This is a genomic window from Saccharopolyspora oryzae (genome assembly GCF_027853915.1).
Classification (GTDB): domain Bacteria; phylum Actinomycetota; class Actinomycetes; order Mycobacteriales; family Pseudonocardiaceae; genus Saccharopolyspora; species Saccharopolyspora oryzae.
This window is the reverse complement of sequence record NZ_JAQGLA010000001.1, coordinates 203,480-228,052: the sequence shown is the minus strand read 5'-3', so window position 1 is coordinate 228,052 and position 24,573 is coordinate 203,480. Positions and strand designations below refer to the sequence as shown.

General features: G+C 69.8%; 22 protein-coding genes. 8 read left to right on the top strand and 14 right to left on the bottom strand.

Going from position 1 to position 24,573, the window contains the following annotated elements:
• Position 1: 1 nt before the first annotated feature.
• Positions 2-1,141, top strand: coding sequence for an acyl-CoA dehydrogenase family protein (locus OU415_RS01040; RefSeq protein WP_270946567.1), 1,140 nt, complete (start codon positions 2-4; stop codon positions 1,139-1,141).
• A 40-nt stretch (positions 1,142-1,181) separates the two neighbouring features.
• A complete protein-coding gene (locus tag OU415_RS01035; protein WP_270946566.1) occupies positions 1,182-1,964 on the top strand; it encodes a crotonase/enoyl-CoA hydratase family protein in 783 nt (260 codons plus the stop codon).
• 9 nt (positions 1,965-1,973) lie between these two features.
• Here OU415_RS01035 and OU415_RS01030 read toward each other — a convergent pair whose 3' ends face one another.
• Complete coding sequence (locus OU415_RS01030; RefSeq protein WP_270946565.1) at positions 1,974-2,717, bottom strand: FadR/GntR family transcriptional regulator; 744 nt, start codon at positions 2,715-2,717, stop codon at positions 1,974-1,976.
• Between the two features lie 293 nt (positions 2,718-3,010).
• Here OU415_RS01030 and OU415_RS01025 point away from each other — a divergent pair, with 293 nt between their 5' ends.
• Both OU415_RS01025 and OU415_RS01020 read left to right on the top strand, forming a co-directional pair.
• Positions 3,011-3,523 (top strand): hypothetical protein, encoded by a 513-nt coding sequence (locus OU415_RS01025; RefSeq protein ID WP_270946564.1) that lies wholly within the window; start codon positions 3,011-3,013, stop codon positions 3,521-3,523.
• A gap of 50 nt (positions 3,524-3,573) precedes the next feature.
• Entirely contained in the window at positions 3,574-3,906 is a 333-nt protein-coding gene (locus tag OU415_RS01020) for an EamA family transporter (protein ID WP_270946563.1), read from the top strand.
• On the opposite strand, the gene OU415_RS01015 is transcribed toward OU415_RS01020, so the two are convergent.
• The 3 genes from OU415_RS01015 to OU415_RS01005 form a co-directional block, all read right to left on the bottom strand.
• Positions 3,865-5,337: a glutamate decarboxylase gene (locus tag OU415_RS01015; RefSeq protein WP_270946561.1), complete on the bottom strand. Its 1,473-nt coding sequence runs from the start codon at positions 5,335-5,337 to the stop codon at positions 3,865-3,867. The two genes, OU415_RS01020 and OU415_RS01015, sit on opposite strands and share 42 nt — an antisense overlap.
• A gap of 75 nt (positions 5,338-5,412) precedes the next feature.
• Complete coding sequence (locus tag OU415_RS01010) at positions 5,413-5,937, bottom strand: DoxX family protein (protein ID WP_270946560.1); 525 nt, start codon at positions 5,935-5,937, stop codon at positions 5,413-5,415.
• Positions 5,938-6,545: 608 nt separating this feature from the next.
• Complete coding sequence (locus tag OU415_RS01005; protein ID WP_270946559.1) at positions 6,546-7,112, bottom strand: nucleoside deaminase; 567 nt, start codon at positions 7,110-7,112, stop codon at positions 6,546-6,548.
• A gap of 82 nt (positions 7,113-7,194) precedes the next feature.
• Between OU415_RS01005 and OU415_RS01000 the strand changes: the two genes are divergently transcribed.
• The gene (locus tag OU415_RS01000; RefSeq protein ID WP_270946558.1) at positions 7,195-8,163 is read left to right on the top strand and encodes an antibiotic biosynthesis monooxygenase; all 969 of its coding nucleotides are present in this window, start codon (positions 7,195-7,197) and stop codon (positions 8,161-8,163) included.
• A 91-nt stretch (positions 8,164-8,254) separates the two neighbouring features.
• Here the strand turns inward: OU415_RS01000 and OU415_RS00995 are convergent, their stop codons facing one another.
• Together OU415_RS00995 and OU415_RS00990 are read right to left on the bottom strand one after the other, a co-directional pair.
• Entirely contained in the window at positions 8,255-8,968 is a 714-nt protein-coding gene (locus OU415_RS00995) for a cache domain-containing protein (RefSeq protein ID WP_270946557.1), read from the bottom strand.
• A 33-nt stretch (positions 8,969-9,001) separates the two neighbouring features.
• A complete protein-coding gene (locus tag OU415_RS00990; protein WP_270946556.1) occupies positions 9,002-9,739 on the bottom strand; it encodes a FadR/GntR family transcriptional regulator in 738 nt (245 codons plus the stop codon).
• A gap of 266 nt (positions 9,740-10,005) precedes the next feature.
• Between OU415_RS00990 and OU415_RS00985 the strand changes: the two genes are divergently transcribed.
• The 3 genes from OU415_RS00985 to OU415_RS00975 all read left to right on the top strand — a co-directional run bounded on the left by OU415_RS00985 (position 10,006) and on the right by OU415_RS00975 (position 14,092).
• Positions 10,006-11,268, top strand: coding sequence for a D-arabinono-1,4-lactone oxidase (locus OU415_RS00985; protein ID WP_270946555.1), 1,263 nt, complete (start codon positions 10,006-10,008; stop codon positions 11,266-11,268).
• A gap of 29 nt (positions 11,269-11,297) precedes the next feature.
• On the top strand, positions 11,298-12,530 hold the full coding sequence (eutH, locus tag OU415_RS00980; protein ID WP_270946554.1) for an ethanolamine utilization protein EutH: 1,233 nt from the start codon (positions 11,298-11,300) through the stop codon (positions 12,528-12,530).
• Between the two features lie 410 nt (positions 12,531-12,940).
• The gene (locus OU415_RS00975; RefSeq protein ID WP_270946553.1) at positions 12,941-14,092 is read left to right on the top strand and encodes a phosphodiester glycosidase family protein; all 1,152 of its coding nucleotides are present in this window, start codon (positions 12,941-12,943) and stop codon (positions 14,090-14,092) included.
• Positions 14,093-14,105: 13 nt separating this feature from the next.
• Here OU415_RS00975 and OU415_RS00970 read toward each other — a convergent pair whose 3' ends face one another.
• From OU415_RS00970 to OU415_RS00935, 8 genes are all read right to left on the bottom strand, one after another.
• Entirely contained in the window at positions 14,106-15,134 is a 1,029-nt protein-coding gene (locus OU415_RS00970; protein ID WP_270946552.1) for an undecaprenyl-diphosphate phosphatase, read from the bottom strand.
• A 235-nt stretch (positions 15,135-15,369) separates the two neighbouring features.
• Positions 15,370-16,323 (bottom strand): cytochrome c oxidase assembly protein, encoded by a 954-nt coding sequence (locus tag OU415_RS00965; protein WP_270946551.1) that lies wholly within the window; start codon positions 16,321-16,323, stop codon positions 15,370-15,372.
• A 246-nt stretch (positions 16,324-16,569) separates the two neighbouring features.
• Positions 16,570-17,415: an HpcH/HpaI aldolase/citrate lyase family protein gene (locus OU415_RS00960; protein WP_270946550.1), complete on the bottom strand. Its 846-nt coding sequence runs from the start codon at positions 17,413-17,415 to the stop codon at positions 16,570-16,572.
• Entirely contained in the window at positions 17,412-18,620 is a 1,209-nt protein-coding gene (locus OU415_RS00955) for a CaiB/BaiF CoA transferase family protein (RefSeq protein ID WP_270946549.1), read from the bottom strand. Before OU415_RS00955 ends, OU415_RS00960 begins: the two co-directional genes overlap by 4 nt.
• Positions 18,617-20,602, bottom strand: coding sequence for an SUMF1/EgtB/PvdO family nonheme iron enzyme (locus tag OU415_RS00950; protein WP_270946548.1), 1,986 nt, complete (start codon positions 20,600-20,602; stop codon positions 18,617-18,619). The genes OU415_RS00955 and OU415_RS00950 overlap by 4 nt, the downstream gene beginning before the upstream one ends.
• A 64-nt stretch (positions 20,603-20,666) precedes the next feature.
• Positions 20,667-21,998, bottom strand: coding sequence for an ADP-ribosylglycohydrolase family protein (locus tag OU415_RS00945; protein ID WP_270946547.1), 1,332 nt, complete (start codon positions 21,996-21,998; stop codon positions 20,667-20,669).
• Positions 21,995-23,179, bottom strand: coding sequence for an ADP-ribosylglycohydrolase family protein (locus OU415_RS00940; RefSeq protein WP_270946546.1), 1,185 nt, complete (start codon positions 23,177-23,179; stop codon positions 21,995-21,997). The genes OU415_RS00945 and OU415_RS00940 overlap by 4 nt, the downstream gene beginning before the upstream one ends.
• Positions 23,180-23,275: 96 nt before the next feature.
• Entirely contained in the window at positions 23,276-24,547 is a 1,272-nt protein-coding gene (locus tag OU415_RS00935; protein ID WP_270946545.1) for an ABC transporter substrate-binding protein, read from the bottom strand.
• Positions 24,548-24,573: the final 26 nt, after the last annotated feature.

The window sequence follows — 24,573 nt, the reverse complement described above, 5'->3', positions numbered from 1 at the left end:
GATGGATTTCGGCTTCACCCCCGAGGAAGAGGCCTTCCGCGGCGAGGTCCTCGAGTTCCTGGACGAATTCCACGACGTGCGCGGGTACTTCCACCGCGGTGCGAACACACCCGACAGCGTCCGGCGCGTCTACCGGGCGCTCGGCGACCGGGGCTGGCTTTCGCTGTCCTGGCCGGTCGAGTTTGGCGGGGCCGGCCGCTCACCCGCGTACGAGTTCATCTTGTGGGACGAGATGGCTTACGCCCGGGTCGCGCGGCCGCCGATGGGGCCGGGCCTGGTCGCCAAGGCGCTGATGTCGCACGGAACCGACGAGCAGCGCGCCCGATTCCTGACCGGGCTGCGACGCGGCCGGATCAACTTCTGCCTCGGCTACTCCGAACCGGATGCCGGTTCGGACCTGGCGGCGGTGCGCACCCGGGCGCGGCTCGACGACGGGGGCACCTCCCGCTCGAGCGAAGCCGAGTACGTGGTCGACGGTGCGAAGTGCTGGACGTCCAACGCGCACTGGTCGGACTACATCTGGCTGCTGTGCCGGACGGGACCCAAGGACAGCAGATCGCGCGGGCTCAGCGTGCTGATCGTGCCGCTGGACAGCCCCGGGGTGTCGGTGTCGCCGATTCCGACGCTCGACGGCGGGCGGTTGAACGAGGTCCGGTTCGACGGCGTGCGGGTCCCGGTGGCCAACCGGGTGGGCGACGAGGACGAGGGCTGGCAGGTGGTCAGCTCGGCGCTCGCGGTGGAGCGCCACGTGCAGTTCCCGCCGAAACGGCTGCGACGCGACCTGCACGACGTGGTGGCCGGGTTGGAAACCGCCGGTGTCCTCGGCGATCCCGTGGTCCGGCATCGGCTCGAAGAGCTGGCTGTGCGCGTTGCCGAGGTCGAGGCGCTGGCACTGGCGCTGCTCGGCGAGGTGATCAGCGGTGAGCCGTCAGCGGTGCCTGCCGCCTACCACAAGCTCGCGGGAACGGTGCTGGCGCAGGACATCGCCCGTGCCGGGCTGGAATTCGGTTCGTCCGAGGCGTTCGTCAAGGGGACCGACGCCGAGTTCATGTGGCGCCAGTCGATCCTGGAAACCATCGGCGGCGGCACCTCCGAGGTCATGCGCGGGCTCATCGCTCGGCAGGAATTCGGGCTCAGCTGAGCCACGTTCGCCGTCCTGCGCAGGAGGGAAGGGCACCACCATGCCGTGCAGTTCCGCCGCGGACCTGGTCCTGACCGACAGGCGTGAGCACGTCCTGATCGTCACGATCAACCGCCCCGAATGTCGAAATGCGGTCGATGCGGCGACCGCCGGGCAGCTCGAGCAGGCGATGGACCTGCTCGATGATGACGACGACCTGTTCGCCGGCGTCGTCACCGGCGCCGGTGGGACGTTCTCCGCCGGGGCGGACCTGAAAGCGGCGGCGAGAGGGGAGAAGGCGGTCACGCCGAGGCGGGGCGGCTTCGGTGTTTTCCGGCGGCCGCCGCGCAAGCCGCTGATCGCAGCCGTGGAGGGGTTCGCCGTCGGCGGCGGGTTCGAGCTGTGCCTGTCGTGCGACCTGATCGTCGCGGCCGCCGACGCCCGGTTCGGGCTGCCCGAGGTCCGCCACAACGGCGTCGCGGCCGGCGGTGGACTGTTCCGCCTGCCGAAGCGGTTGCCCTACCACCTGGCCGTGGAGCTCGCCTTGACCGGTGCCTTCCGCGACGCGGAGTTCTTCCACCGCTGGGGCGTGGTGAACCGGGTCGTGCCCGCGGGAGCTTCCCTCGACGCCGCGGTGGAACTCGCCGAATCCCTGCAGGCCAACGGGCCCACGGCGGTGATGGCGTCGAAGGAGATCATCTTTCGGTCGTCGTCGTGGGCGACCGAGGAGGAGGCATGGGAGGCGCAGCAACCGATCGCTGCCCGGGCGCTCGACTCCGAAGACCGGCGCGAGGGACTGGCCGCCTTCGCCGAGAAGCGCGAACCGAGATGGGTGGGACGCTGACCGGCTGCGTCACGATTCGTCCGGGAGCAACGCGGCGATCGCTTGCAGGTGGCGGCGCATCCGGTGCTGGCCCAGTGGCGCGTCCCCGGCGACGATGGCCGCGACGATGGCCTCGTGCGCTTCGTGGGATGCGATGGCATCGTCGAGATGCCCCTCGTCGTCGACGTCGGCAGCGTCCCATTCCTGCTGGACGATGTCCTGGTCCAGTTGTGCCAGCACTTCCACGAACAATGCTATCGCGGGATTTCCGGCCAGTTCCGCGATGACCCGGTGCAGATCGCGCGCATATCCTCGAGTAACACCTCGATCGATCTGCTCCTGCTCGAGATCGAGCGCCTCTTTCAGCTTTTCGATTCCCGATTCGGTCAAATTCTCGGTGGCGCTGGCGATTCCCGCGAGTTCGAGCGCCATCCGCGCTTCGAGCAATTGATGCCGGGTCACCGCCGCGCGTCGGAGGTGCACTCGTGCGGCGTTGCGGACGACGCCGGGGTCCGGCTCGGTCACGACCAGCCCACCGCTGGGACCGCGGCGCATGGTGGCCAACTGCTGGTGCTCCACCAGCCGGACGGCTTCCCGGAACACCGCCCTGCTCACCCCGTACCGCTCGATGAGCTCCCCCTCGGAACCCAGCACCGAACCGATGCGCCAGCCGCTCGCGACGATGTCCTTCTCGATCAGTTCGGCAACCCGTTCGGCGAGCCGCGGATTTCGTCGTGCCCCGCGTGCAAAATTCTCTTTCGGCTCGCTGGTCATCAATCGGCTCCCGACCTGTTTTCCCATTGTCGCGATCAGTGATCGTGCTGGATCTATGATAACTCACGCGGCACATCCGGAATGAACGGCAGCGCGGATTCGAGCGGCCCGCCCGAGCGCTTTCCGGGACCGACCCGGAGCAGTGCGCGCCTGGCTCTCGCCGGTGGTGCGGCGCACTGCCCCGGCGGAACGTTGGAGGGCGGTGCACCGATTCTTCGTGTGAAACTGCGTGGACGGGGCGGGATTTCGGGAAAAGCGCACCAAATTCGCTTCACGGGTCTAAGGTTCTGGACGTGGGGATGAAGCAGGGTTCGCCCGAGTTGGTGGAGGGTTCGCACCCGAGGCTGGTTCTCGCGGGCGTCGTGGCGGTCACCGCGATCGCGTCCGCGGTGGTGTACGCGCTTTTCCTCGTCGGTGACGGGTTCCCCGGCGATCCCGCGTTGTCGCGAGCACTCGGCTCCGCGGGGATGACCCTGCTCGCACTGCCGTTCATCGTTGGCGTTGTGCTGATCGTGGGGCTGCCGCTGGGCCTCCTCGTCGAGAAGCTCTGCCGAAAGTTGAACCTGGGGCGCCTGGGGACTGCTCTCACGTTCGGCGTGCTCGGACTTCTCGTCGGACTCGGCCCGCTGAGCCTGCTGGACCCGGAGAGTCTGCTGAACCCGCTAGGACCGCTGCCAGCGGTCATCTCAGCACCGCTCGGCCGCCTCACCGCTGACCACCTCGTCCGCCATCGGGTGCTGTTCAACTGCGCGACCCTGATCTGCACAGCCCTGGCGCTCCTGTCCATCGCGATGTGGCAATCGTGAGCGGTGGAACGTGACGCGCAGGCCACATGCCTCAGCCAGGTGCACAGATCATGAAGGGATCCGCGGTGAACATCGGCAGAGCTGCGCGGCGCCGGGGTGCGGGTTCCCCCGATCGCACTGTGTTCCTGCTCCTCGCGCTCAGCTGGACGTCGGCGGGTGCGGCGGTGTTTCTGGTCGTCTTCGATTCGCTCGTCGGCTTCATGCTCTACACGCGCCTGCTGGAGAGCGCGCCGGCACCGCTGGTCAGCACCTACGCCTACGTCACGCCGCTCGTAGGCGCGGCGATCGGCGCGACCGCGTTCGGCGAGTCGCTCTGGGCCGGTGCTTTTGCCGGAGGCGCCTTAGTGCTCGGTGCGGTCGCGCTCGAGCTGCGCGGGCGATGAGTCCCGCTGCGGGATGCCGCTGCCGTGGGCGAAGGAGCTGTGCTCCACGCCGCGCAGGGGTTCGGGCTGGTGCTGGAGTTCCGCGATGGATCGTTCGAGGTCTTCGAGCAGGAGGTCCGCGAGGTCGTGGGTGAAGCCGTTGCGGACCACGATCCGCAGCACCGCCAGGTCGGTGCGGTTCGCCGGGAACGCGTAGGCCGGGACCAGCCAGCCGCGTTCCCGCAGGTGCGCCGACACGTCGAAGACCGAGTAGCCGGTGACCTCCTCGCGCAGCGCGAAGGCGAACGCCGGTAGCTGGTCGCCCTGGGTGAGCAGGCTGAACGGTCCGAGCCCTGCGATCCGGTCGGCCAGCGAGGTCGCCACGTCGCGGCAGGTCTGCTGGACCCTGCGGAAACCGTCGAAGCCCAAGCGCAGGAACGCGTAGTACTGCGCGACCACCTGCCCGCCCGGGCGGGAGAAGTTCAGCGCGAACGTCGGCATGCTGCCGCCGAGGTAGTTGACGTCGAAGACGAGGTCCTGCGGCAGCGCAGCCGAATCCCGCCACACCACCCAGCCCACGCCGGGGTAGACCAGGCCGTACTTGTGCCCGGAGGTGTTGATCGAGGCGACCCGGGACAGCCGGAAGTCCCAGGCCAGGTCGGGATCGCAGAACGGGGCGATCATCGCTCCGGAGGCTCCGTCGACGTGCACCGGCACGTCCCAGCCATGCTCGGCGGACAACCGGTCCAGCGCGGCGCAGATCTCGGCGACCGGCTCGTAGCTGCCGTCGAAGGTGGAGCCCAGCACCGCCACCACCCCGATGGTGTTCTCGTCGCAGCGCGCGACGGCTTCGGCCGCGTCGAGGTGGAAGCGCTCGCCCTCCATCGGCACCAGCCGCGCCTCGACGTCCCAGTAGTTCGCGAACTTCTCCCAGCAGACCTGGACGTTCGCGCCCATCACGATGTTCGGCCGATCCGCCGGCCTGCCGGCCGCTCGCCGGGCGTGTTGCCAACGGCGTTTGAGCGCCAACCCCGCCAGCATGCACGCCTCGCTGGACCCGGTGGTGGAGCAGCCGATGGTGGACTCGGGGTCGGGGGCGTGCCACAGCTCCGCGAGCATCCGCACGCAGCGCTGCTCCAGCTCGGCCGTGCGCGGGTACTCGTCCTTGTCGATCATGTTCTTGTCGAAGCACTCCGCCATCAACCGGTCGGCCTGCGGCTCCATCCAGCTGGTGACGAACGTGGCGAGGTTGAGCCGCGCGTTGCCGTCCAGCATCAGCTCGTCGTGCACGACCTGGTAGGCCACGTCGGGATCGAGTTCCCCCGTGGGCAACCGGTTGCGCGGCACCTGCGCCGGTTCGGCGACGAACACCGGGTTGATCGACAGGTGCTCGCGGCGGGAATCCCGGCTTCGCCCGGTGTTGTGGCGATGCCCCCGGTTCCGTGCGGTCATGGGTTTCAACGCTAGGTCAGCCGACCACCGACCGCAGGGGGACGTGGTTCGCCCCGCGGTGACCCGCGCACGCGTTCAGCCCTTCACCAGCAGTGTCGCGGCCGAGGTGGCGACAGCGACCGCGATGCTGACCGCCGCGACGACCGGCCCGGTCCGGTGCCAGGGGCGACCCGCGTCGAGCGAGAACCGGCCTGGGCCGCTGATCGCCAGTGCGGCGGCGATGACCGCGAGCACGATCGCGTAGCCGGACGACTCCAGGCCCTTGGCGGCCACAGCGGCGACGGCGTTGATCATCACGCCGAGCGACATGGCTGCGCCGAGGGGCGTGAAAAGGCCTAGGAACAGCAGGATTCCGCCGACGAACTCGGCGCCGCCGCCGAGCAGGGCGAAGAACCACGCGGGTTCGTACCCCATCGCGGCGAACCCGGAGGCCGTTCCGCTCAACCCCTTGCCGCCCCAGACGCCGAACAGCTTCTGCGCGCCGTGCACGGTCAGCAGCCCGAACGGGACGACCCTGAGCAGGAGCAGTGCGGTGTCGATGGTGAATGCGATCCGCCCGGTGGGCTTGACCTCATGGCTGATCTGGGCTGTTTCGCTCATCTCTCGTTCCGTCGTGCATCGGCGCCCGGAAGGTCCGGGCGCTGTTGTGTCGCTGGCGTGGCTGAGGCCGCAGGATGGGGAATCCCTTGTGGTGAGGGGATTTCCATGAGAACCGCACGCCGGGGAGGTGGGCGTTGCGGCTTTCGGCCGCGGGCAGGTGCGGGTCATCCGCACCGCGTCACCGCTGGCCGGCTAGTCGTGCTCGAAGGTCGTGGCTTGCGCTACCTGCGCGAAGAGCGCGCCGGGCCCGTGCCGTCGACATCCGGGCGCATCTCGTCCTCCTCCAGGTTTCCGCTGTGGGTGACGTGGTCCAGCAGCTGGCCTCGTTCGTGAGGCGAGGCAAACCTAAGTTCCTGGCTGGAGTCCGTCAACCCCCTGATGTCGCGACGAAGTTCTCCCTGGCGCAGAACCAGCTCTTGACGAGCGTATTCGTCCCGGCTGAGCGATCTCGGTGACGCTGCCCACGGGGCGAACAAAGGCAGGTTCGCCCTTTTTGCGAGTAGAACTCGGCACGCCGAAGGGCGCAGTCGCTGCGAATCCGGCGGGGGATGTGGGGGAGGAGCAGGCGCTGACGTTTCGGCCCGGACTCCCGACGGAGTCGCTCCGCGCTAGTACGGGTGCCGGTCGGGCTTGTTCATCCACGCCTGGTACGCGCGGTCCCCGATCTCGGGGAAGATCTGTTGAATCGATATTCTCCGCTGGTCGAGCGGTTTCTTGAAGTCGTCGTACTGGAAGGCGTCGTCGAAACCGATCTCCTTGGTGTCCTGGAGGTCCTTGGCGTAGTAGACCGCGTCGATCCGGGACCAGTAGATCGCGCTCATGCACATCGGGCACGGTGCGCCGCTGATGTAGATGGAGCATCCCATGAGCATGCGGGCCCGCTCGGGCACCACGTCATCGGAACCTTCGGGGCGTGGCACGAATTCCAGCGTCGATTCGTTCTGGTGGTTCTCCGGAATGCTCGGCGCCTCGGAATTGAGCACTTGCGAGGCCATTCGAATGGTTTCCACCTCCGCGTGCGCGGTCGGATCACCGGTGAGCAGGACGCGATTCTGCCCCCGTGCGATGATGTCCCCGTTGCGGGTGATCACCGCGCCGAACGGGCCGCCCCACCCGTTCTCAACGGATTCGGTCGCCAACCGAACGGCTTCGGCGATGAGTTCTTCGTGCTCCATCCCCAGAACCTCCGATCGCATTGCGCCGAGCGCTTTTCAGTCGAGTTGTCCGGCCAGTCGGAGCTAATTATGGTTACCCGATATGGAGCGGGGGCCAAACCAGGAGTTCGGCAGTCGTGGCGCGACCGTCCTGATCTCGTTGACGGTCCGCGAAGGCCGGGAGGACGACTACCGGCGATGGCAGCAAAAGGTGGACCAGGCGGCCGGTGGCTTCAGCGGGTTCGAGGCGGCGGAGCAGTACCCGCCGACGTCGGACGAGCAGAACTCCTGGTCGGTCGTCTTCCGCTTCTCGACGATCGACCAGTTGACCGCCTGGTTGAACTCGGCGGAACGGCAGGAACTGCTCGCCGAGGGCGATGAGCTGTTCGAAGGGGCTGCCGCACAGGAGATCCTCGCCGGAGAGCCGCCGACCCGGGACGTCGTGACCGCGGTCGTCTCGCACGACGTCAGGCCGGGGCGTGAATGCGATTTCAGGCACTGGCAGAACAAGGTCCGCAAGGTGCAGGAGAAATCTCCGGGATTCATGGGACTCGAGCTGTTCGAGCCAGTACCGGGAGTTCAGGAGAAATGGGTCGCGGTGTTCCGGTACGACAGCCGCGCGCATCTGGACGAGTGGTTGGAGTCCGAGACGCGGGCGAAGCTCCTGGAGGAAGGGGAGGACTACTTCGCCGGCTACGACGTGCGGAAGATCAGATCGGCATTCGGCAGCTGGTTCCGGTTCGACGGTGAAGGGGAGGAAGGGGTCCCGTCCAACTGGAAGCAGGCCATGACCGTGTTGCTGGCCCTCTATCCCACCGTCATGGTCCTGAGCCTGACGGTCGGTCGCGAACTGGGCGCGGCAGGGCTACCGGGATACCTGTCCCTGTTCATCGGCAACGTGTTGAGCGTCAGCATCCTGACCTGGCTGCTGATGCCGCTGGTGAACAAGATCTTCGCGTTCTGGCTGGTGCCGGGGCCGGCCCGCGTGGCGGTGACGAACCTGGCGGGCGCGGCGGCCATCGTGGCCTGCTACCTGTTGCTGCTGGCCATCTTCGCCTGGGTCACTGCCTGACCGGGTGGCCCGGACGGATCGAGCACGTCAATCAGCTTGGTAGCGCACGGGTTCTCGAATCGTCCACTATGGACTGCGCTTGAGGGCGTCGTCAGCGGTGCGCCGCGACGAGGCGCCAGCGCAGGTCGCCGCCGAGGTCGATGTCCTGGGACCAGTTCACGCCGGCGTCGCGGCGCAGCAGGGTTCCGCTCCACCAGCGGGCGCTGGTCGACGCCACGACGCGGTCGTGCTCGTTGAGCAGCACGGCGTCCGGTGACCGCGATCGCAGGGACTCGATCAACAACCGCTCGACGCCCTCGACCGCGACGTCGGCCCCCAGCACGTCGACGAACTCGTCGTCGTGGAACACCGGAACGGCCAGGGTGATGGTGTGCTCGTTGGTCCCGGCGAAGTCCACGAAGGGGCCGGTGACCGCCGGTCGTCCCGTCCGCCGGGGCAGCGCGAACCAGTCCTGGCCGACGTAGTCGTAGAAGTGGTTGTGCGCCGGGTCGAGCTGGTGGCGGACGAAGCGGGCCGGCTCGTCGTCCTCGCTGCGCCACCACTCCAGCCAGCGCGATGCGTCGTCGAGGTGGCCGTCGTCGAGCGCGAGACCCACTCCCTGGACGAAGCCGCGGTGCTGGTCGAGCACCTTCACCAGGGTCGGATGCACCTGCGCGACGTCGGCTCGGCGCAGCGGCCGTCGAGCCGGCGCCAGCACGCGGACGACCTCGGCCTGCGCCGAACCGAGATCATCGAGCACCCGGTCGACCCGTGCTCTGATGCGTTCCGCGCACCTGCGCAGCGACGCGAGCTCTCGGTCGTTCAAGATCCTTCACCTTCTGGTTGCGCGATGCGGCCATCATGGTTCACCGCGCACCACCAGGTCCAGGTGCAGATCGATCAGGTGCTGCACCCGGGTCTCCACGTCCTGCATCGCCACAGCGCGCGCGGTGTCCGCGTCAGCGCTGTCGATCGCCTCGATGAGCGCGGTGTTCGCGGACTCGGTCACCGGGTGGTGCTCGGCCTCGCCGCCGACCGTCCAGAACAACGACGCCAGCTCGTCGTGCAGGTGGACGATGGCCTGCGTGAGCCGGACCGAGTGGGCGACGACGCCGATCTCGATGTGGAACCGGCTGTCCGCTCGGCGCCGCTCGTCCGCGGTCTCGGCGGAGCGGAAGTGCTCGGCCAGCCGCCGCAGCCGCTCCACGTCGTCGTGAGCCGCCCGCTGCGCGGCCAGGTGAGCGGCTCCGCCGACCACGGCGGCGCAGGCGTCGCCGAGATCGCGCAGCGAGTCGGCGCTGCGCTCGCGCAGCTGGTTCAACGCCGTTTCGGGCGGCGGTTTCGACGCGTTCCGCACGAAGCTGCCGCCGCCGCGCCCGCGGCGGGTTTCGATGGCCCCGCGCTGCCGCAGGGTTTCCAAGGCCTGGCGCAGGGTTCCGGTGGAAACGCCCAGCTCGGCCGCGAGTTCGGATTCCGGCGGCAGCCGGTCGCCGTGGCTGAGCAGTCCGACGGCGATCGCGGTCTCCAGCTGCCCGGCCACGCTGTGCGGGAGCCCTTCGGTCCCGTCCAACCGGAGGTACGCGGCAAAACTCGACACCGTTGTCTTTCCTCTGCTCACCAACTGGTCCGGGCGGGATCCGGCGTGCGGACGTGATCGATTCGGCCGTCGTGGCACGACCTCGGGCGAGCATACCGGCGCGACCGGGGCCCGCACGGACCCTTGTCATTTAAAATTGAATGTTTTAAGTTTTCGGCGCTGGTGCGCTCCTCCTGACGAGGCTTCGGGGAGAGGCCTGCGCTGCCGAGGCGGGAGGCGTATCCGAGGACTGATCGAGATCCGTTGCACGAGATCGGAGCATCCGCATGACCGAGCCCGCGCTGTCCGCCCCCACCAGCTACGACCACGTCTGGAAGAACTGGGCGGGGAACCACACCGTCACCCCGGCGATGTACGCCCGGCCCCGCGACGAATCGGAAGTCGTCGACGCCGTCCGCTACGCGATCCGGCAGGGGATGAACGTGCGGGTCGCGGGAACGGGGCACTCGTTCACGCCGATCGTGCCCACCGGCGGGCTCATGCTCGACCTGGCGCAGCTGAGCGGGGTGACCGCGACCGATCCGCAGCGGCTGCGGGCCACCGCGCTGGCGGGCACCACGGTCGGCGGGCTCGGCGAACCGCTGTGGAAAGCCGGGCTGTCGCTGTCCAACCAGGGCGACATCGACAAGCAGGTCATCGCCGGCGCGCTCTCGACGGCCACGCACGGCTCGGGCATCGAGCTGCCGAACATGTCCGCGGCGATGCGCCGGGTGCGGCTGGTCGACGGGCACGGCGAGGTCGTCGAGATCGGTGAGGACCAGGTGCGGGAGCTGCGCGCGGCGCAGGTCGCGATCGGCTCGCTCGGCGTGATGCTCGAGGTCGAACTGGCCGTTTCCCCCGCCTACTACATCAAGGAGGAGATCAGCTACCGGCCGTGGCAGGAGATCGAGGACTCCTGGGACCGGCTGATCGCCGACCACCGGCACTTCTCGTTCTTCTGGTGCCCGGCGGACCACTCCGTGGACCTCTACCAGCTCCCGGCGCCGCCCGACCAGCCGATGAGCAACCACTGCTACGTCAAGATCTACGACGAGGTCGAGGTCACCGAGCCGGACGGGCTCGTCTCCGACGACGTCGGCAACCGGACCGACCGCGCCTACCGGGTTTACCCCGGCGGGTACGAGGAGCCCTTCCACGAGATGGAGTACATGGTCGCGGCCGAGCACGGGCTCGAGGCCTTCAACGAGATCCGGCGGTTGATGCTCGACGAGTTCCCCGACCAGCTCTACCCGATCGAAGTGCGCTGGACCGCGGCCGATGACGCCTACCTGTCGCCGAACTACCAGCGCGACACCATGGTGATCTCGGTGTCCGGTGCGCCCGGTACCGACTACTGGCCGTTCCTGCGCACCGTGGACCAGCGGCTGCAGCGGTACCAGGCCCGACCGCACTGGGGGAAGATCCACTTCATGACGCGGGACCGGCTCGGCGAGCTGTTCCCCGAGTTCGACACCTTCCTCGCCGTGCGCCGGGAGTTCGACCCCGACGGCACGTTCCTCAACGACCACCTGCGCCCGCTGCTGGGCTGAACCGCCCGCCACCGAGAGGAGGAGGGCGCGTGGAGTCCTTCGGGAACCTGATCATCTACCTCATGATGGTGTTCGTCGTGATCGGCGCCGTGGCGGCGATCCGCGACGACGAGAGCGGGCTCGGCCGGGAGTTCAAGGAAGGCCTGCACTCGATCGGCGCCATCTTCGTCCCCGTCGCCGGGATCATGGCCGCCATCCCGTACCTGTCGGCGCTGGTCGAGTCGGTCGCCGGCCCGCTGTTCGGCGCGATCGGTGCGGACCTGGCGATCGCCGCGACCAGCTTGATCGCGGTGGACATGGGCGGCTACCAGCTGGCGCAGGAAACCGCGGGCAGCACCGGTGGCTGGATCATGGCCACCGTGGTCGGCTACATGGCCGGGGCCACCATCATCTTCACCATCCCGGTCGGCCTGGCCATGCTGGACCGCCGCGACCACCGCTACATGGCGCTGGGCGTGATGTCCGGCGTGCTCGCGATCCCCGTCGGCGTGCTGGTCACCACGGGCATCCTGCTGGCCACTTCGACGACGGTGCGCGGCGAGGTGTCCGCCGACAGCGCATCGACTGCGCCGCTGTCCGGTTTGGACGTCGGATCGATGCTGCTCAACCTGCTCCCGCTGGTGGTGTTCGTCGTGCTGCTCGCGGCGGCGCTGTGGTTCGTGCCTGCGATCATGATCCGCCTGTTCATCTGGTTCGGGCGGATCCTGGACGCCGCGCTGAAGCTCGTGCTGGCGGTGAGCATCGTCGAGCACTTCACGGGCGTGTTCTCCACCGTGCTCGGCGGTTTCGGCTTCGACCCGATCATCGCCGACGCCGAGGACCAGTACCGGGCGCTGGAGGTCGCCGGCAACATCGGCATCATGCTCGCCGGGGCGTTCCCCATGGTCTACGTGCTGCGCAAGGGGCTCGCCCGCCCGTTGGGCGCGCTCGGCCGCCGCGTGGGAATGAGTTCCGAAGGCACGGCCGGCTTGCTCGCCGCCGCGGCCAACGTGCTGGCCCTGTTCCGGCTCATCCGTCACATGCCCCCGAAGGACAAGGTGCTGTGCATCGCGTTCGCCGTCTGCTCCGCCTTCCTGGTGGGGGATCACCTGGCGTTCACGGCGAACTTCCAGCCGAACCTCATCGGCCCGCTGCTGCTGGGCAAGCTCGCCGGTGGCGTGCTCGCCATCGCACTGGCCGCGCTCATCGCACTGCCGGCAGTGCGGACCCTCGCCGCGGAGGAGGCTGCGGCGGAAACCGGATCCGCACCGTCGACCGCGTGATCCGTCCGCCTCGAGGTCGTGAGCACTTTGGGGTGTTTTAGCGCCCCAAAGTGCTCACGACCTGTGGAGTCCTCAATGGACTGATCCATCCTCGTTCGCGGTGTTTGGAATTACCGCGAGAATTGTCCGGTCTCCGAGGGGAATCCTGGCTGGTCGGCAAAAGTACCCGTTTTCGGGTCAAGGTCGAAAATGGGACGATGCTTTCGCGCGGTGTGAGCAATTCCATCGGCGTTGGTCGCGGAGCGATATCCGGGTCTTGCTAATCTCCCGATAGCGCAGACGCCTCGTGGGGTGGGTGCGCGCACCAATCGAGAAGCCGATCTTGGGGGCCGGTGGTCCGCCTTCTGGTGGGCGACTGCTGGAAAGTTCTGGAAAGGCCGTCCGTGAAGCATCGCAGAAGGCGTTCGTCGGTGTCCGGCTCCCGGAATCGCCGATCCCCGTTCTGGAAAGCGCTGCGCGGAACGCTGGCCGTGCTCGGTGCGTTCGCCGTCGTGATCGCCGGGTCGATCGGTCATGCGCTCGACGCCCCCGGCAACGCGGGCGTGGCGGCGCGGCTGGCCGAATGGGGCCGCGATCACGGCTTGGGCTCGGCCATCACGTACCTGGAGCAGGTGCAGTACGACATCGACAAACCCGCGGTCGGCGGCACGCCGGAAGGCGGGATCCCCAAGGTCGGAAACGACGCGAACTCGACCGGCGGTCCGGCTCCGATGCCCAACCTCGCCGGCGGCACACCGCTGCCGGGCGAAGGCCAGTGGCAGACCGTGGAAACCGTGCGCGGGAAACCGGCCGTGCGCGTCGCCATGGTGCGCCCCGACAACGAGCACACCTCGTACCTGGCCGCCGCGATGTGGATCGACCCGAAGCTGGTCAGCGGCCAGCTGCGCCCCGGGTTCCAGGATCCGGGCGGGAAGTGGCCCGAACCCGATTCGCTCACGCGCACCGACCAGCAGAACGTGCTGGCCGTGTTCAACGCCGGGTTCCGCTTGCCGCGCGGGGACAGCCACGGCGGCTACTACAGCGACGGCAAGACCGTTTACCCGCTCGTCAACGGTGCCGCGAGCCTGGTGATGATGCGCAACGGCACCGCTCAAGTCGGCTCCTGGAACCAGGAAGTGCACCTCACCCCGGACGTCGCCAGCGTGCGCCAGAACCTCGTCATGCTCGTCGACGACGGGCAGCTGAACCCCACCTGCGACACCGGCGGCAGCGCCGAGTGGGGCGTCACCGTCGGGAACAAGTCCTACATCGACCGCTCCGCCTTCGGCATCACCGCCAGCGGCGCCGAGGTCTACGTCGCCGGGCCCGCGCTCTCGGTGTGCACGCTGGGGCGCATCCTGCAGGGGGCGGGGGTCGTCCGGGGCATGGAGATGGACATCAACCCGGACTGGATCAGCGGCGCCTACTTCGACCACGGCCCGAACGGTCCGGCCGCCGGCCACCGCCTCTACCCGGCGCAGAAGCTCCCGCCGACGCACTACTTCGCGCCCACCAGCCGCGACTGGTACGCCTGGTTCCCCCGGTCGGACAACGAGCGGACTCCGAGGTCCGCGGGCAAGTGACCCGGTCCGCTTCCTAGATGGCGAACCAGCCGAAGCAGGCCAGCCCGGCGATGATGCAGTACAGGGCGAAGGGGCGCAGGGTGCGCGTTTCGAAGTACGAGGTGAGGAAGCGCACCGAGATGTAGGCGCCGATCCCGGCCAGGACGCTGCCGAGGAGCGCGGGTCCGAGCACGCCCTGCGCTTCCGGGGCGAAGAGCTCGGGGACCTTCAGCAGGCCCGCGCCGCCGATGGCGGGGGTGGACAGCAGGAAGGCGAAGCGCGCCGCGTCGTCGTGGCGCAGGCCGCGGACCAAGCCGCCGACCATGGTGATGCCGGACCGGCTGATGCCGGGCAGCAGCGCCAGGCACTGCGCGGCACCGATGAGGAGTGCCTGCCGCCAGCTCTGCCGGGACAGCCGCACGTCGGACTGCACGTCCGGGTCGTCGGATTCGTCCCGGTCGTCCTCGGCGGTGGTGCCGAGCCCGCGGACTGCCGGGATCGGGACGGTCTGCTCGGTCGACACCGCCGACATCACGACCGTCTGCTGCTCGTGCAGCGGAATCGCCTCGATGATCTCGGTTTCCGGGGCGGTCGCGTGCTCGTCGCGCCGTTGCCGGTACTTCTCGACCGCGTAGAGGACCAGGCCGTTGAGGGCGAGGAAGATCGACGCGGGTACGGGTTTGCCCAGGTATTCGCGGACCACCTTCTCCAGCACCAGACCCGCGAGGCCGACCGGGATCGTGCCGACGACCAGGAGCCAACCCAGGCGCTGGTACGGCGTCCGGATGCGGCGGTCCCGCACCGAGGTGAACAAGCCCCCGACGATGCGCACCCAGTCGCGCCAGAAGAAGACCACCAGTGCCAGCGCCGTGGCGACGTGCATCGCCACCAGGACCGACAAATACGATGAATGCGGTGCGCTCATGTCGAGATCGCCGGCCCAGCTGCCCCCGAAGAGCGCGGGCAGGAGAATGCTGTGCCCGAGGCTGGAAACCGGGAACAGCTCGCTGACTCCCTGCAGCAAGCCGATCACGGCGGCCTCGAAGTAGGACAGATCTGACATGGCGGGACCTTTCTCGCCGGTTGTCGTTGAGCGCAGCGAGGCTGCCCGGAATACTCCTCGAGCCTACCGGTCTGGGAATGTTGGGAAATGTGACGAGAACGGCGCTCGGCGGCGAGGAATCGGCGGTATTGCCCACTTCGAATTCTTCGCTCTTGTTGCGTTGTCTGCGGCCGGGATGCGCATTGTCCGAATTCAACGCCGCAATTCGCCGGAAATGATCTCCACCCGTGCGGGCTCAGCGGCGGAAGCGTTCGGCCAGGATCGGGTCGTCCTCCCACCACAGCCCACTGCTCGCGGCGGGCTCGTCCGGCTGCTCCTCCTGCTGCGCGTCGAGCGCGCGGTCGATCTCGGCTGCTTCCGCCGCGTCATCGCGCTTCCACTGCCGCATCAGTGTGCCGAGGAACGGCAGTCCGGCGAGGTCGCCCCCGATCCACACCACGCCCGCGGCGATGATCTGGTCGGTGCGCAGGCTCGGTCCCCACGTGCGAGCCAGTGCTTCGTAGTAGTGCGGCGCGCGCAGCGGACCCAGCCAGAGCACCAGTCCCAGCACTCCGTCGAAGATGACCTCCGCGAGGGAGATCCCGAACGACACCACGTGCGGATCGTCGCGGGGCGTCGGGTCCACGCGCAGCCGGGTCCAGAAGTAGACGAAACCGGCGAACACCAGCATTCCGCGCATTGCCGCGTCGATCACCGACGAGCGGAGCGTCAGCTCGTACAGCGGGGTCAGGTACAGGGCGAACGGAACTCCGACGAGCAGCGCGGTGACCACACCGGGGAAGGTCAGCAGCTGCGCCGGTTTCGACCGGATGCACGTGGTCGTCCGCTCGGCGAGCTGCTGCGGGGCGCTGCGCACGAGCAGCGACAGCGGAGCGCCGATCGCCAGCAGCAGCGGTGCGATCATCAGCAGCGTGGTGTTCTGCACGGCCCGTGCCCAGAACAGCGCGTCGGCGTAGACCCCCAGGAACGACATCGTGACCAGTGCGATCGTGGCCAGGCCGCCGAAGAACGCCGCCGTCCGCGCCGTCGACCAACTCTCCCCACCGGCCCTGAGCCGCCGCACACCCAGCCAGTAGGCCGTGCCGAGCACGGCCACGACCACCAACGCCGCCGGGTCCGGTGTCCAGGACGTGAAGATCCGGTCAGGGGTCAACTCCGGTGGCAGCTCAGGGGTTTCCGCCAGCACCACTGATACCAATGGTCCTCACCTGTTCCAGCGCATTCGACCGGCCACATCGGACAACTGCCGCATTTGCCGCATCCGCCGCGAGTTCCGGGTGAACCCGCGACCGGCACGCCGACTCGTGCTCGTCGACCTGCGCGGCCCGGAACTCGAACCCGGCCGCACATCGCACGGTGATTTCCCCGCTTGGCGGGGAAACGCCTCGAAGCAGCAGTATGCCTCGCTCGAGGAACGCGCGGACGCAGGGGAGGGTCAGGGGTTTCGCGGGTCGGCGAGGGCGAGGACGGCGCGGGCCTGTTCGAGCATCGCCACGTCGAGGAAGGTGCCGTCCGGGAGGGCGAGCGCGCCGACACCTGCTGCCGTCGCACCGTCGAGCCGGGCGACGACCTCCCGCGCTCGTTCCACCTCCTCGGCGGTCGGCAGGAACGCGGCCCGGATCGTGTCCAGCTGCGCCGGGTGGATCGCGGTGCGTCCGCGGAAACCGAGCGCTCGCCCGGCCCGGCACGACTCCGCCAGCCCGTCCAGATCGCGCACGTTCGGGTAGGCGGACATGACCGGCGGTGGCAGGTGCGCTGCTCTGGCCGCGACGACCACCCGGCTGCGCGCCCACGAGAGGCCCGCATCGTCGGCCACGCGCAGATCCGAGCGCAGGTCCGCCTCGCCGAGTCCGATCGATGCGACCCGCGGTGCGGCCGTCGCGATGTCCAGGGCGCGCTCGACCCCCAGCGCTGACTCGATGAGCAGGTGGAGCGCGCGCCCCGGCAGCGCAGCTGCAAGCTTCCGGACCTCTTCTGCCGCCTCGACCTTGGGGACCCGGGCGCCCACGACGAGCGGCAGGACCGCGAGCGCGGCGACGTCGTCGTCATGCCATTGCGTGCTCGGATGGTTGATACGCACCTGCACCGGGCGAGCGGGCGGATCGGCGAGCAGCTGCACCGCGTTCGCGCGAGCTTCGTCCTTGCGCGCCGGGGCGACCGCGTCTTCGAGGTCCACGAGCACGACGTCGGCGTTCGACGCGAGCGCCTTGCCCACCCGCTCCGGCCGGTCGGCCGGCACGTACAGCAGCGTCAACGGGGGAGCACCGGGTGCGCGGCTCATACCGCCCCCTCGGCGCGCAGTTCGGCGATCCGTTCCCGGGCGAACCCGAGTTCGTCGAGCACCTCGTCGGTGTCGGCGCCGTGCGGGCGGCCGGTGAACCGGATGACGCCGTCGTTGCCGGACAACCTGAACAGCGGACCCTGCACCAGGGTCGGGCCCAGCTCGGGGTCGGTGATCTCGTGGATCGTGCCCAGCGCGCGGAACTGCGGATCGGCCACGATGTCGGCGGCGTCGTAGATCGGCGCGATCGCGGCCTGCGCTTCCTCGAACGCCGCCACGACTTCCTCGCGCGTGCGTTGCGCGATCCACGCGCCCACGGCCTCGTCGAGCTCGTCGGCGTGCCGCGCGCGATCGGCTCCGCTGGCGAACCAGGGCTGCTCGGCGAGATCGGGCCGGCCGACGAGCCGCACGACGCGCTCGGCGACCGATTGCGCCGACGTGGAAACTGCGACCCAGTGCCCGTCACAGGTGCGGTAGGTGTTGCGCGGTGCGTTGTTCGTCGACCGGTTGCCGGTGCGCGGCTGAACGGTGCGCAGCTGGTCCCAGCGGGTGATCTGCGGGCCGAGCATCGCGAGGATCGGTTCGATGATCGCCACGTCGACGAGCTGCCCCTGCCCGCGCTGCTCGCGGGTGGACAGCGCGACCATGATCGCGAAAGCGGTGGCGAGCGAGGCGACTCCGTCGGCGAGGCCGAACGGCGGGAGCGTCGGCGGCCCGTCGGGCTCCCCGGTCGTCGCGGCGAATCCGCTCATCGCCTCGGCGAGCGTGCCGAAGCCGGGCCGCGTCCGGTAGGGGCCGAGCTGCCCGAACCCGGTGACGCGGGCGAGCACGAGCCGGGGGTTCCTGGCGGCGAGCTCCTCGTAGCCGAGGCCCCACCGTTCGAGGGTGCCGGGCCGGAAGTTCTCGATCACCACGTCCGCCGTCGCGGCGAGCGCGAGGAACACCTCGCGCCCGCCCTCGCTGGCGAGATCGGCGGTGACGGTGCGCTTGTTCCGGCCCAGGGTCTTCCACCACAGGTTGACGCCGTCCTTCGCGACACCGTGGGTGCGCGACGGATCGGGCTTGGCCGGGTGCTCGACCTTGATCACCTCGGCGCCCATGTCGCCCAGGTGCATGGCGGCCATCGGACCGGCGAAGAGCGTTGACGCGTCGACGACGCGCAGTCCGGCGAGGGCGCCTGCCGAAAGGTCGCGGGACACGGTCATCGCACATCCTCCACATCGGACGAACCGGCCAGGTCCCAGGCGCAGCGGAAGCCCACCGTCGCGCTGCGCGCGAGGCCCAGCCCGGGGAGCAGCAGCTTCACGCTGAAGTCGGGGTCCCGCCGACCGCCCTCCACGTACCAGTCGGCGCCCTCGGCGCGGTAGTCGCAGCCGCCCTTGAGCATCGCGAACCGCGTCCGGCCGTCGGAATGCTCGCTCTCGGTCCAGTTCCACACGGCCGGCTCGCCGCGCCGCAACCGGCCGGTCTCCCCGGCGAGCTGCCACTCGTCCTCCGTGGGCAGCCGACCGCCCCGCCATGCGCAGTAGGCGCGCGCGTCGTCGAGGTCGACGAAGGTCACCGGCGAGTCCTGCGTGGACGATCGATCACCTGTCCAATGCGCGAGGAACCGGTGCGGATCGGCGGGCCGGTAACCCGTCGCTTCGAGGAACTCGGCGAACTGCGCGTTCGTGACCTCGCTGGAGGCGACCGCGACGGGTGCGGTGAGCTCTCCGTCGCGTTGCAGCGTCCGCGCATCGTGCAGCCTGGGCGGAAGGGGTTTCCACTCGTCGACGTAGGGCGCGCCCTGGTACATGCCCGTCTCCCGCGCGCGGTAACGCACGGTCAGCACGTACGGCCCGGCGGGCACGACGACGGCGCCCGGTTCGGCCGCACCGGTGGTCGGCTCCGGAGAGCGGCGGATCGCGAGGCGGTGCGGGAAGCGGGCGTCCGGGTCGTGCGGCATGCCCCGCAGCGCTTCGACCAGCCCGGGCAGCCACTCGGGCTCCCGGGCTCCCGGGGCGATGTGCAGCAGCGCGCCGATGCCCCGTCCCGGCACGACGCCGTCGTCGAAGAGGTCGATCAGCGCGCCTTCGCCGGGAACGACCACGGAGCCGCGGTAGTCCTCCTCGCCCCGGTTGACGACTGTCCACAGTGTCACGTCGTCCGATTCCCAGCGCGACGCGTACACCCCGGCTGCCTCGGCCTGGTCGGTGAGTTCCGCGAGGGGCGTCCACTCGCCGTCGAGCAGCAGGTCGCCGACCGCGCGCTGGACGGTGACCATGCGGCGCACGGTCGCGGAGTCGCGGCGCGACCAGCCGACCCAGACGCCGAAGACGGCCTCCCACACCATGACGCCGACGCCGTTGAGCCACGCCGAGTGCAGCTCCTCGGTGTGGTCGCGGTGCCAGCGGCGAACGTGGTGCTGCATGTGCCGCCGCTCGTACCAGTGGGCGCGCAGCACCCCGGGCACGGGCGAATCCGCGAAGAACTGCGCCCACGAGCACGAGTGGTCCTCGATGCGCTCGACGGGCAGCTTGGACTCGCCTTCGAGCACGATCCCGGGGCGGGCCCGTTCGAGGCGGGCGACGAACTCCGGTTCCGCCTTCTTGAGGGTGTCGAGGAAGACGCCGTCGGCGTCGAAGTCGGCGACGAGCGCGGCGAGCTCGGTCAGGTCGTCCTCGCCCCGCCGGGTGCCGACGTCCCACGGGTTGTAGTCGACGAACACGTGCAACCCCGCGTCGTGCAGGGCCTTGACGAGCCCGGAAAGACCTGGCACGTCGCGGTAGAAGTCCCACTGGTTGCGCTCGTCGAGCCCGATGATGGGGTAGGCGTGCCACAGCACGACCGCGTCCAGCCCGCCGAAGCGCTCGCGCGCGTCGGCGATGAAGCGGTCGGGGGTGAACCGCCGCTCCTCGAACGAGTAGAGCAGCTCGTCCCACAGCCACACCTGGGCGACGCTGTAGCAGCGCATCGCCCACGCCGCCGCCGGGCGGTCGTACGCGGCGCCGGTGTAGCCGTGGCGGTTCCGGGCGTCATCGCGCCACTCGTGCAGGCGTTGCCGCCACGCGGGCCGGTCGGCGGGATCGGGCGGTCCGGCGAAGATCTTCGCCTCGTCGAGCAGGTCGGGATCCGGCGGTCCGGTCACCGGCACGTCGGTCTGCCGGTCGATCGGACGGGGAACGAGCGGGTCGAACGCGTACGTCATGGTGCCTTTCCTCCTGCCTGGTGGTCTCGTGAGCGGTTCGGGGCGTCATGGCACCCCGAACCACTCACGAAACCGAGAGCGCGGCGGTGCGTTCGGCCAGGTCCGCGATGCGCTGTTCGCCACCGGGCAGCGACGTCGCGATGCGCCCGTCGAGGGGTGCCGTCCACTGCTCGCCGATGCCGTCCACGCCGCGCAGGGCGCCGACGACTCCGCCGACCGTCGCCGCCGCGGAGTCGGTGTCCCAGCCCGCCAGCACCGCGATCGACACGCTCGGTCCGAATTCCCCTTGCCCCTTGGCCAATGCGTAGGCGATGACCGCCGCGTTGTTGAGCACGTGCACCCAGTGCAGGTGCCCGTACTCCGCGTGCAGGCGGTCGAGCCCGGTGCGCACGTCGGACTCGGCGGCCAGCGCACGGCCGAACCGGACCGCCTGGGCGAGGCGGCTGCCCGGCGGGATGGCGGCCTCGGCCGCGTCCAGGACTTCCGCCGCGGAGCGGCACACCATCGCCGCCGACGCGAGCGCCGCTGCCCACATCGCCCCGTAGATGCCGTTGCGCGTGTGGCTCAACCGCGCGTCGGTCCAGGCGAGCTGCGCGGCGGCACGCAGGTCGCCCGGCGAGACCCAGCCGAAGACGTCGGTCCGGATGAGCGCGCCGATCCACTCGCGAAAAGGGTTGTGGTGCTTGGCCGTCCGCGGAACGGGCCGGGCGTCGAGGAGATTGCGGTACGCGGCGCGCTCGGCGGTGAACACGCGTCCGGCGGGGAGGTTGTCCAGCCACAGCTGCCCGACGTCGTCGGTGGTGAACTCGCGGCCGTGCCGTTCGAGCAGGGTGAGCGCCAGCATCGGGTAGTTGAGGTCGTCGTCCTCCGGCATCCCGGCGATGTTCTCCTCCAGCGAGGTGCCCGCCGAGCGCCGGTTCCACGGCCAGCGCTCCGCGACCTCCAGGGGAAGGCCGACCGCGGTGAAGTACCGGTCCAGCGGCCAGCGCCCGGTCGCGCGCAGGATCTCCTCGATGCCCTGGCGCGGGATCTTCTCGACCGGCTTGCCGAGCAGGCACCCGGCCGCTCGTCCGGTCCACGCCCCGAGCGCCCGTTCCCGCGCGGGGCGCGGAAGGCTCGGAGCGGGTGGGAGCAGCGCGACGATCGCGTCCCAGTCATCCGGCTCCTCCGGGGCCGGTGCGGCGGGGATCGCGTCGAGCTCGTCCAGCAACGTGCGCGCCAGCGAACGCATCGCCGGCGTGGCCGGGCGGGGACCGGCACCGCTCGCCGCGGGAATCGGGTCGCCACCGGCGGCTACCCACCGATCACGGACCTCGGTGACGTTCTTGCCCTCCGCCGCGGACTGCACCAGCTCGTGGGCGAACAGGTCCTCCGGCTGCGCCCAGGTGAGCCTCATGCCCCTTCTCCGATCACCGCGGCTCCCCGGGCGTCGAGCGCATCGATGCCGGCGATGCGCTCGAGGGCCCGTTCCCGGTCGGCGCGGAGGATGTCGGCCGCGGCCGAAGCCATCAGCCGCCCGGTCGCGCGCAGGTCCATGCGACTGGCCTCGCCGATCGCGTCCACCCACTCCGCCGGCACGACGGCGGTCCCGCCGAGGCCGGCGCAGATCGCGCCCGCCATCGAGGCGATCGAGTCTGCGTCGCGGCCGTAGTTGACCGAGGCCAGCACCGAACCGCGGTAGTCGCCCCGGTGGCCGAGCACGAGCCCGAGCGCGGCGGGCAGCTCCTCGATCGACTTCGTCCGGGACGGCCGCCGGGCGTCCATCGACATCTCCCGGTAGTGCGGCCCCACCGAATCGAACGGGGCGACGGTCTCGCGGACGCGGCGCGCGAGAGCGCGCTCCTGCTCGTCGGTGCTCGGCGGGGTCGAGTCCGCGAACGCGTCGACGACGGCGCGCAGAGCCTCTGCCGTCCCGTCGTGCGCGACCGCGAGGGCCGCTTCCACCACGTCGTCGAGGCCGGCACCGGGAGCGACCGCGGCGGCGACCATCGCGGCCAGCACCCCGGCCGCCTCCCGGCCGTAGCTCGACTGGTGCGCACCGGTGAGGTCGATCGCCTCCGCGTACGCACCGCGCGGGTCGCCCGCGTTCGCGATCCCGACCGGCGCGATGTACATCGCGGCCCCGCAGTTGACGACGTTGCCCGCACCGGCCTCGCGCGGGTCGACGTGTCCATAGTGGAGTCTCGCGACGATCCACTTCTCGGCGAGGAAGACGCGCTGCAGGAGCAGGGCGGAGGACTCCAGCTCGGGAACCCACCGGGGCTCGCCGATCATCAGCGGCACGAGGTCCTCGGCCACCGCGTAGGCGTCGAGGTGGGCGCGGCGCTTCGCGTACACCTCGACGAGCGCGCAGGTCATCAGGGTGTCGTCGGTGATGTGCCCGTCGCCCTTGTGGTACGGGGCGATGGGGCGCGCGTCCCGCCAGTTCGGGTACCACGGGCCGACGATGCCGGTCACCCGGCCGCCGTGCCGTTCCTCGATCTGCTCCGGTGTCCACCCCTCCGTGGCACCACCGAGGGCGTCGCCCACCGCCGCGCCGGTGATCACCGCCACCGCGCGGTCCTCAAGCCAGGTCACCGGATCCGGTCCCTTCCGCGTCCGGCGCAGGCGGTTCGCCCGCGCTCCGCTGTCCGAAGTGGACCGGCGGCGGATCTGCCGCCGGTCCGGGTGCGACTACTTGTGCGCGATGCTGTTCCAGCCGTCGGAGAGCTCCTTGGCCAGTGCACCGGCATCGGTCTGCTGCGCGAGGAACCGCTGGTAGGCCGGGGTGGCCACGGTGTCCTTCCACTGCGCGTACTTGTCGACGAACAGGTACGGGGCCGAGGTCAGGTGCTGCCCGGTGGCCAGGATGGCGTTCCAGCCGTTCTGCGAGCCGAGCTTCTGGGCGAGGGCCTCCCGCGCCGACGTGGTCGGCGGGATCAGCGCGTCGGCCTCGTTCAGCGCGGCCAGGTTCTCGGTGCTGGTGAAGAACTCGATGAACTCGGCGGATTTCTCGACGTGCTTGGAGTCGACGTTGACCGACAGGGTCTGCGGGTTGGCCGCCTGCGCCGGTCCGGCCGGCCCCGCCAGCGGCGGCAGCACGGTCCAGTCGAGGTCCTTCGGGGCGTCCTTGGCGATGTTCGCCGCCTGGTACGAGCCCTGGACCGTCATGGCGACCTGCCCGGCGTAGAAGGGGGCGAGCGCCTTGGAACCGGACTGGGTCAGGGTGACCGGGAGGATGGAGCGGTCCTGGAAGGCCATCTGGTTGACGAGTTCGGGCAGCGCCATCTCGCCCTGGCCGACCTCGATGGTCGTGCCGTCGCCGCTGCCGTGGAAGTACTGCCCGCCGAAACCGGGTGCCAGCGCCACGAACGCCGCCGTCGGGCTGGACAGGCCCCACCCGAGGCCGTAGGCGCCGTCCTTGGTGGTGGCCTTGGCGATCTCCCGCAGCTGGTCCCAGGTCATCGTGGGCCCGGTGGGGATCTCGATGCCCGCCCGCTGGAGCAGGCCCTTGTTCGCGAAGACGACGTAGGACTGCAGCTCGGTCGGGTAGCCGATCACCTTGCCGTCGGCCGTGACCGAGTCGAGCACGCCCTTCGGGATGTCCGCGCGCTTCTGCTCCGACAGGTACGGCGAGAGGTCCGCGAGGTAGCCGTCCTTGGCGAACGGGACGACGCCGGCGGCCTCGTAGTGGATGATGTCGGGCGCGGTACCGGCGTTGAACTGGGTGATGAGCTTGTCGTAGACCCCGTCCCAGCCCGCTGGCACCACCTGCACCCGCGCCTCGGGGTGCTGCTGGTTCCAGGCGTCGACGATCTTGTTCGTCGCTTCGATCGCGGCCGGCTGGTCGGACAGCGACTGGAAGGTCAGGGTCGCCGGCCCCGACTCATCGCCGCCGCTGCAAGCGGCCATCAGCAAGCTGCTGCTCAGGAATAAAGCGCCGAGGAACGTGCGTCGAGACGTCATTGTCGACCCTTTCACGGCTGGGGTGG

Bases quoted from the DNA above. Each gene is read 5' to 3' on its own strand.
- OU415_RS01040 (WP_270946567.1), top strand. From the start codon at position 2: ATGGATTTCGGCTTCACCCCCGAGGAAGAGGCCTTCCGCGGCGAGGTC.
- OU415_RS01035 (WP_270946566.1), top strand. From the start codon at position 1,182: ATGCCGTGCAGTTCCGCCGCGGACCTGGTCCTGACCGACAGGCGTGAG.
- OU415_RS01030 (WP_270946565.1), bottom strand. From the start codon at position 2,717: ATGACCAGCGAGCCGAAAGAGAATTTTGCACGCGGGGCACGACGAAAT.
- OU415_RS01020 (WP_270946563.1), top strand. From the start codon at position 3,574: ATGAAGGGATCCGCGGTGAACATCGGCAGAGCTGCGCGGCGCCGGGGT.
- OU415_RS01015 (WP_270946561.1), bottom strand. From the start codon at position 5,337: ATGACCGCACGGAACCGGGGGCATCGCCACAACACCGGGCGAAGCCGG.
- OU415_RS01010 (WP_270946560.1), bottom strand. From the start codon at position 5,937: ATGAGCGAAACAGCCCAGATCAGCCATGAGGTCAAGCCCACCGGGCGG.
- OU415_RS01005 (WP_270946559.1), bottom strand. From the start codon at position 7,112: ATGGAGCACGAAGAACTCATCGCCGAAGCCGTTCGGTTGGCGACCGAA.
- OU415_RS01000 (WP_270946558.1), top strand. From the start codon at position 7,195: ATGGAGCGGGGGCCAAACCAGGAGTTCGGCAGTCGTGGCGCGACCGTC.
- OU415_RS00985 (WP_270946555.1), top strand. From the start codon at position 10,006: ATGACCGAGCCCGCGCTGTCCGCCCCCACCAGCTACGACCACGTCTGG.
- OU415_RS00970 (WP_270946552.1), bottom strand. From the start codon at position 15,134: ATGTCAGATCTGTCCTACTTCGAGGCCGCCGTGATCGGCTTGCTGCAG.
- OU415_RS00960 (WP_270946550.1), bottom strand. From the start codon at position 17,415: ATGAGCCGCGCACCCGGTGCTCCCCCGTTGACGCTGCTGTACGTGCCG.
- OU415_RS00955 (WP_270946549.1), bottom strand. From the start codon at position 18,620: ATGACCGTGTCCCGCGACCTTTCGGCAGGCGCCCTCGCCGGACTGCGC.
- OU415_RS00950 (WP_270946548.1), bottom strand. From the start codon at position 20,602: ATGACGTACGCGTTCGACCCGCTCGTTCCCCGTCCGATCGACCGGCAG.
- OU415_RS00945 (WP_270946547.1), bottom strand. From the start codon at position 21,998: ATGAGGCTCACCTGGGCGCAGCCGGAGGACCTGTTCGCCCACGAGCTG.
- OU415_RS00935 (WP_270946545.1), bottom strand. From the start codon at position 24,547: ATGACGTCTCGACGCACGTTCCTCGGCGCTTTATTCCTGAGCAGCAGC.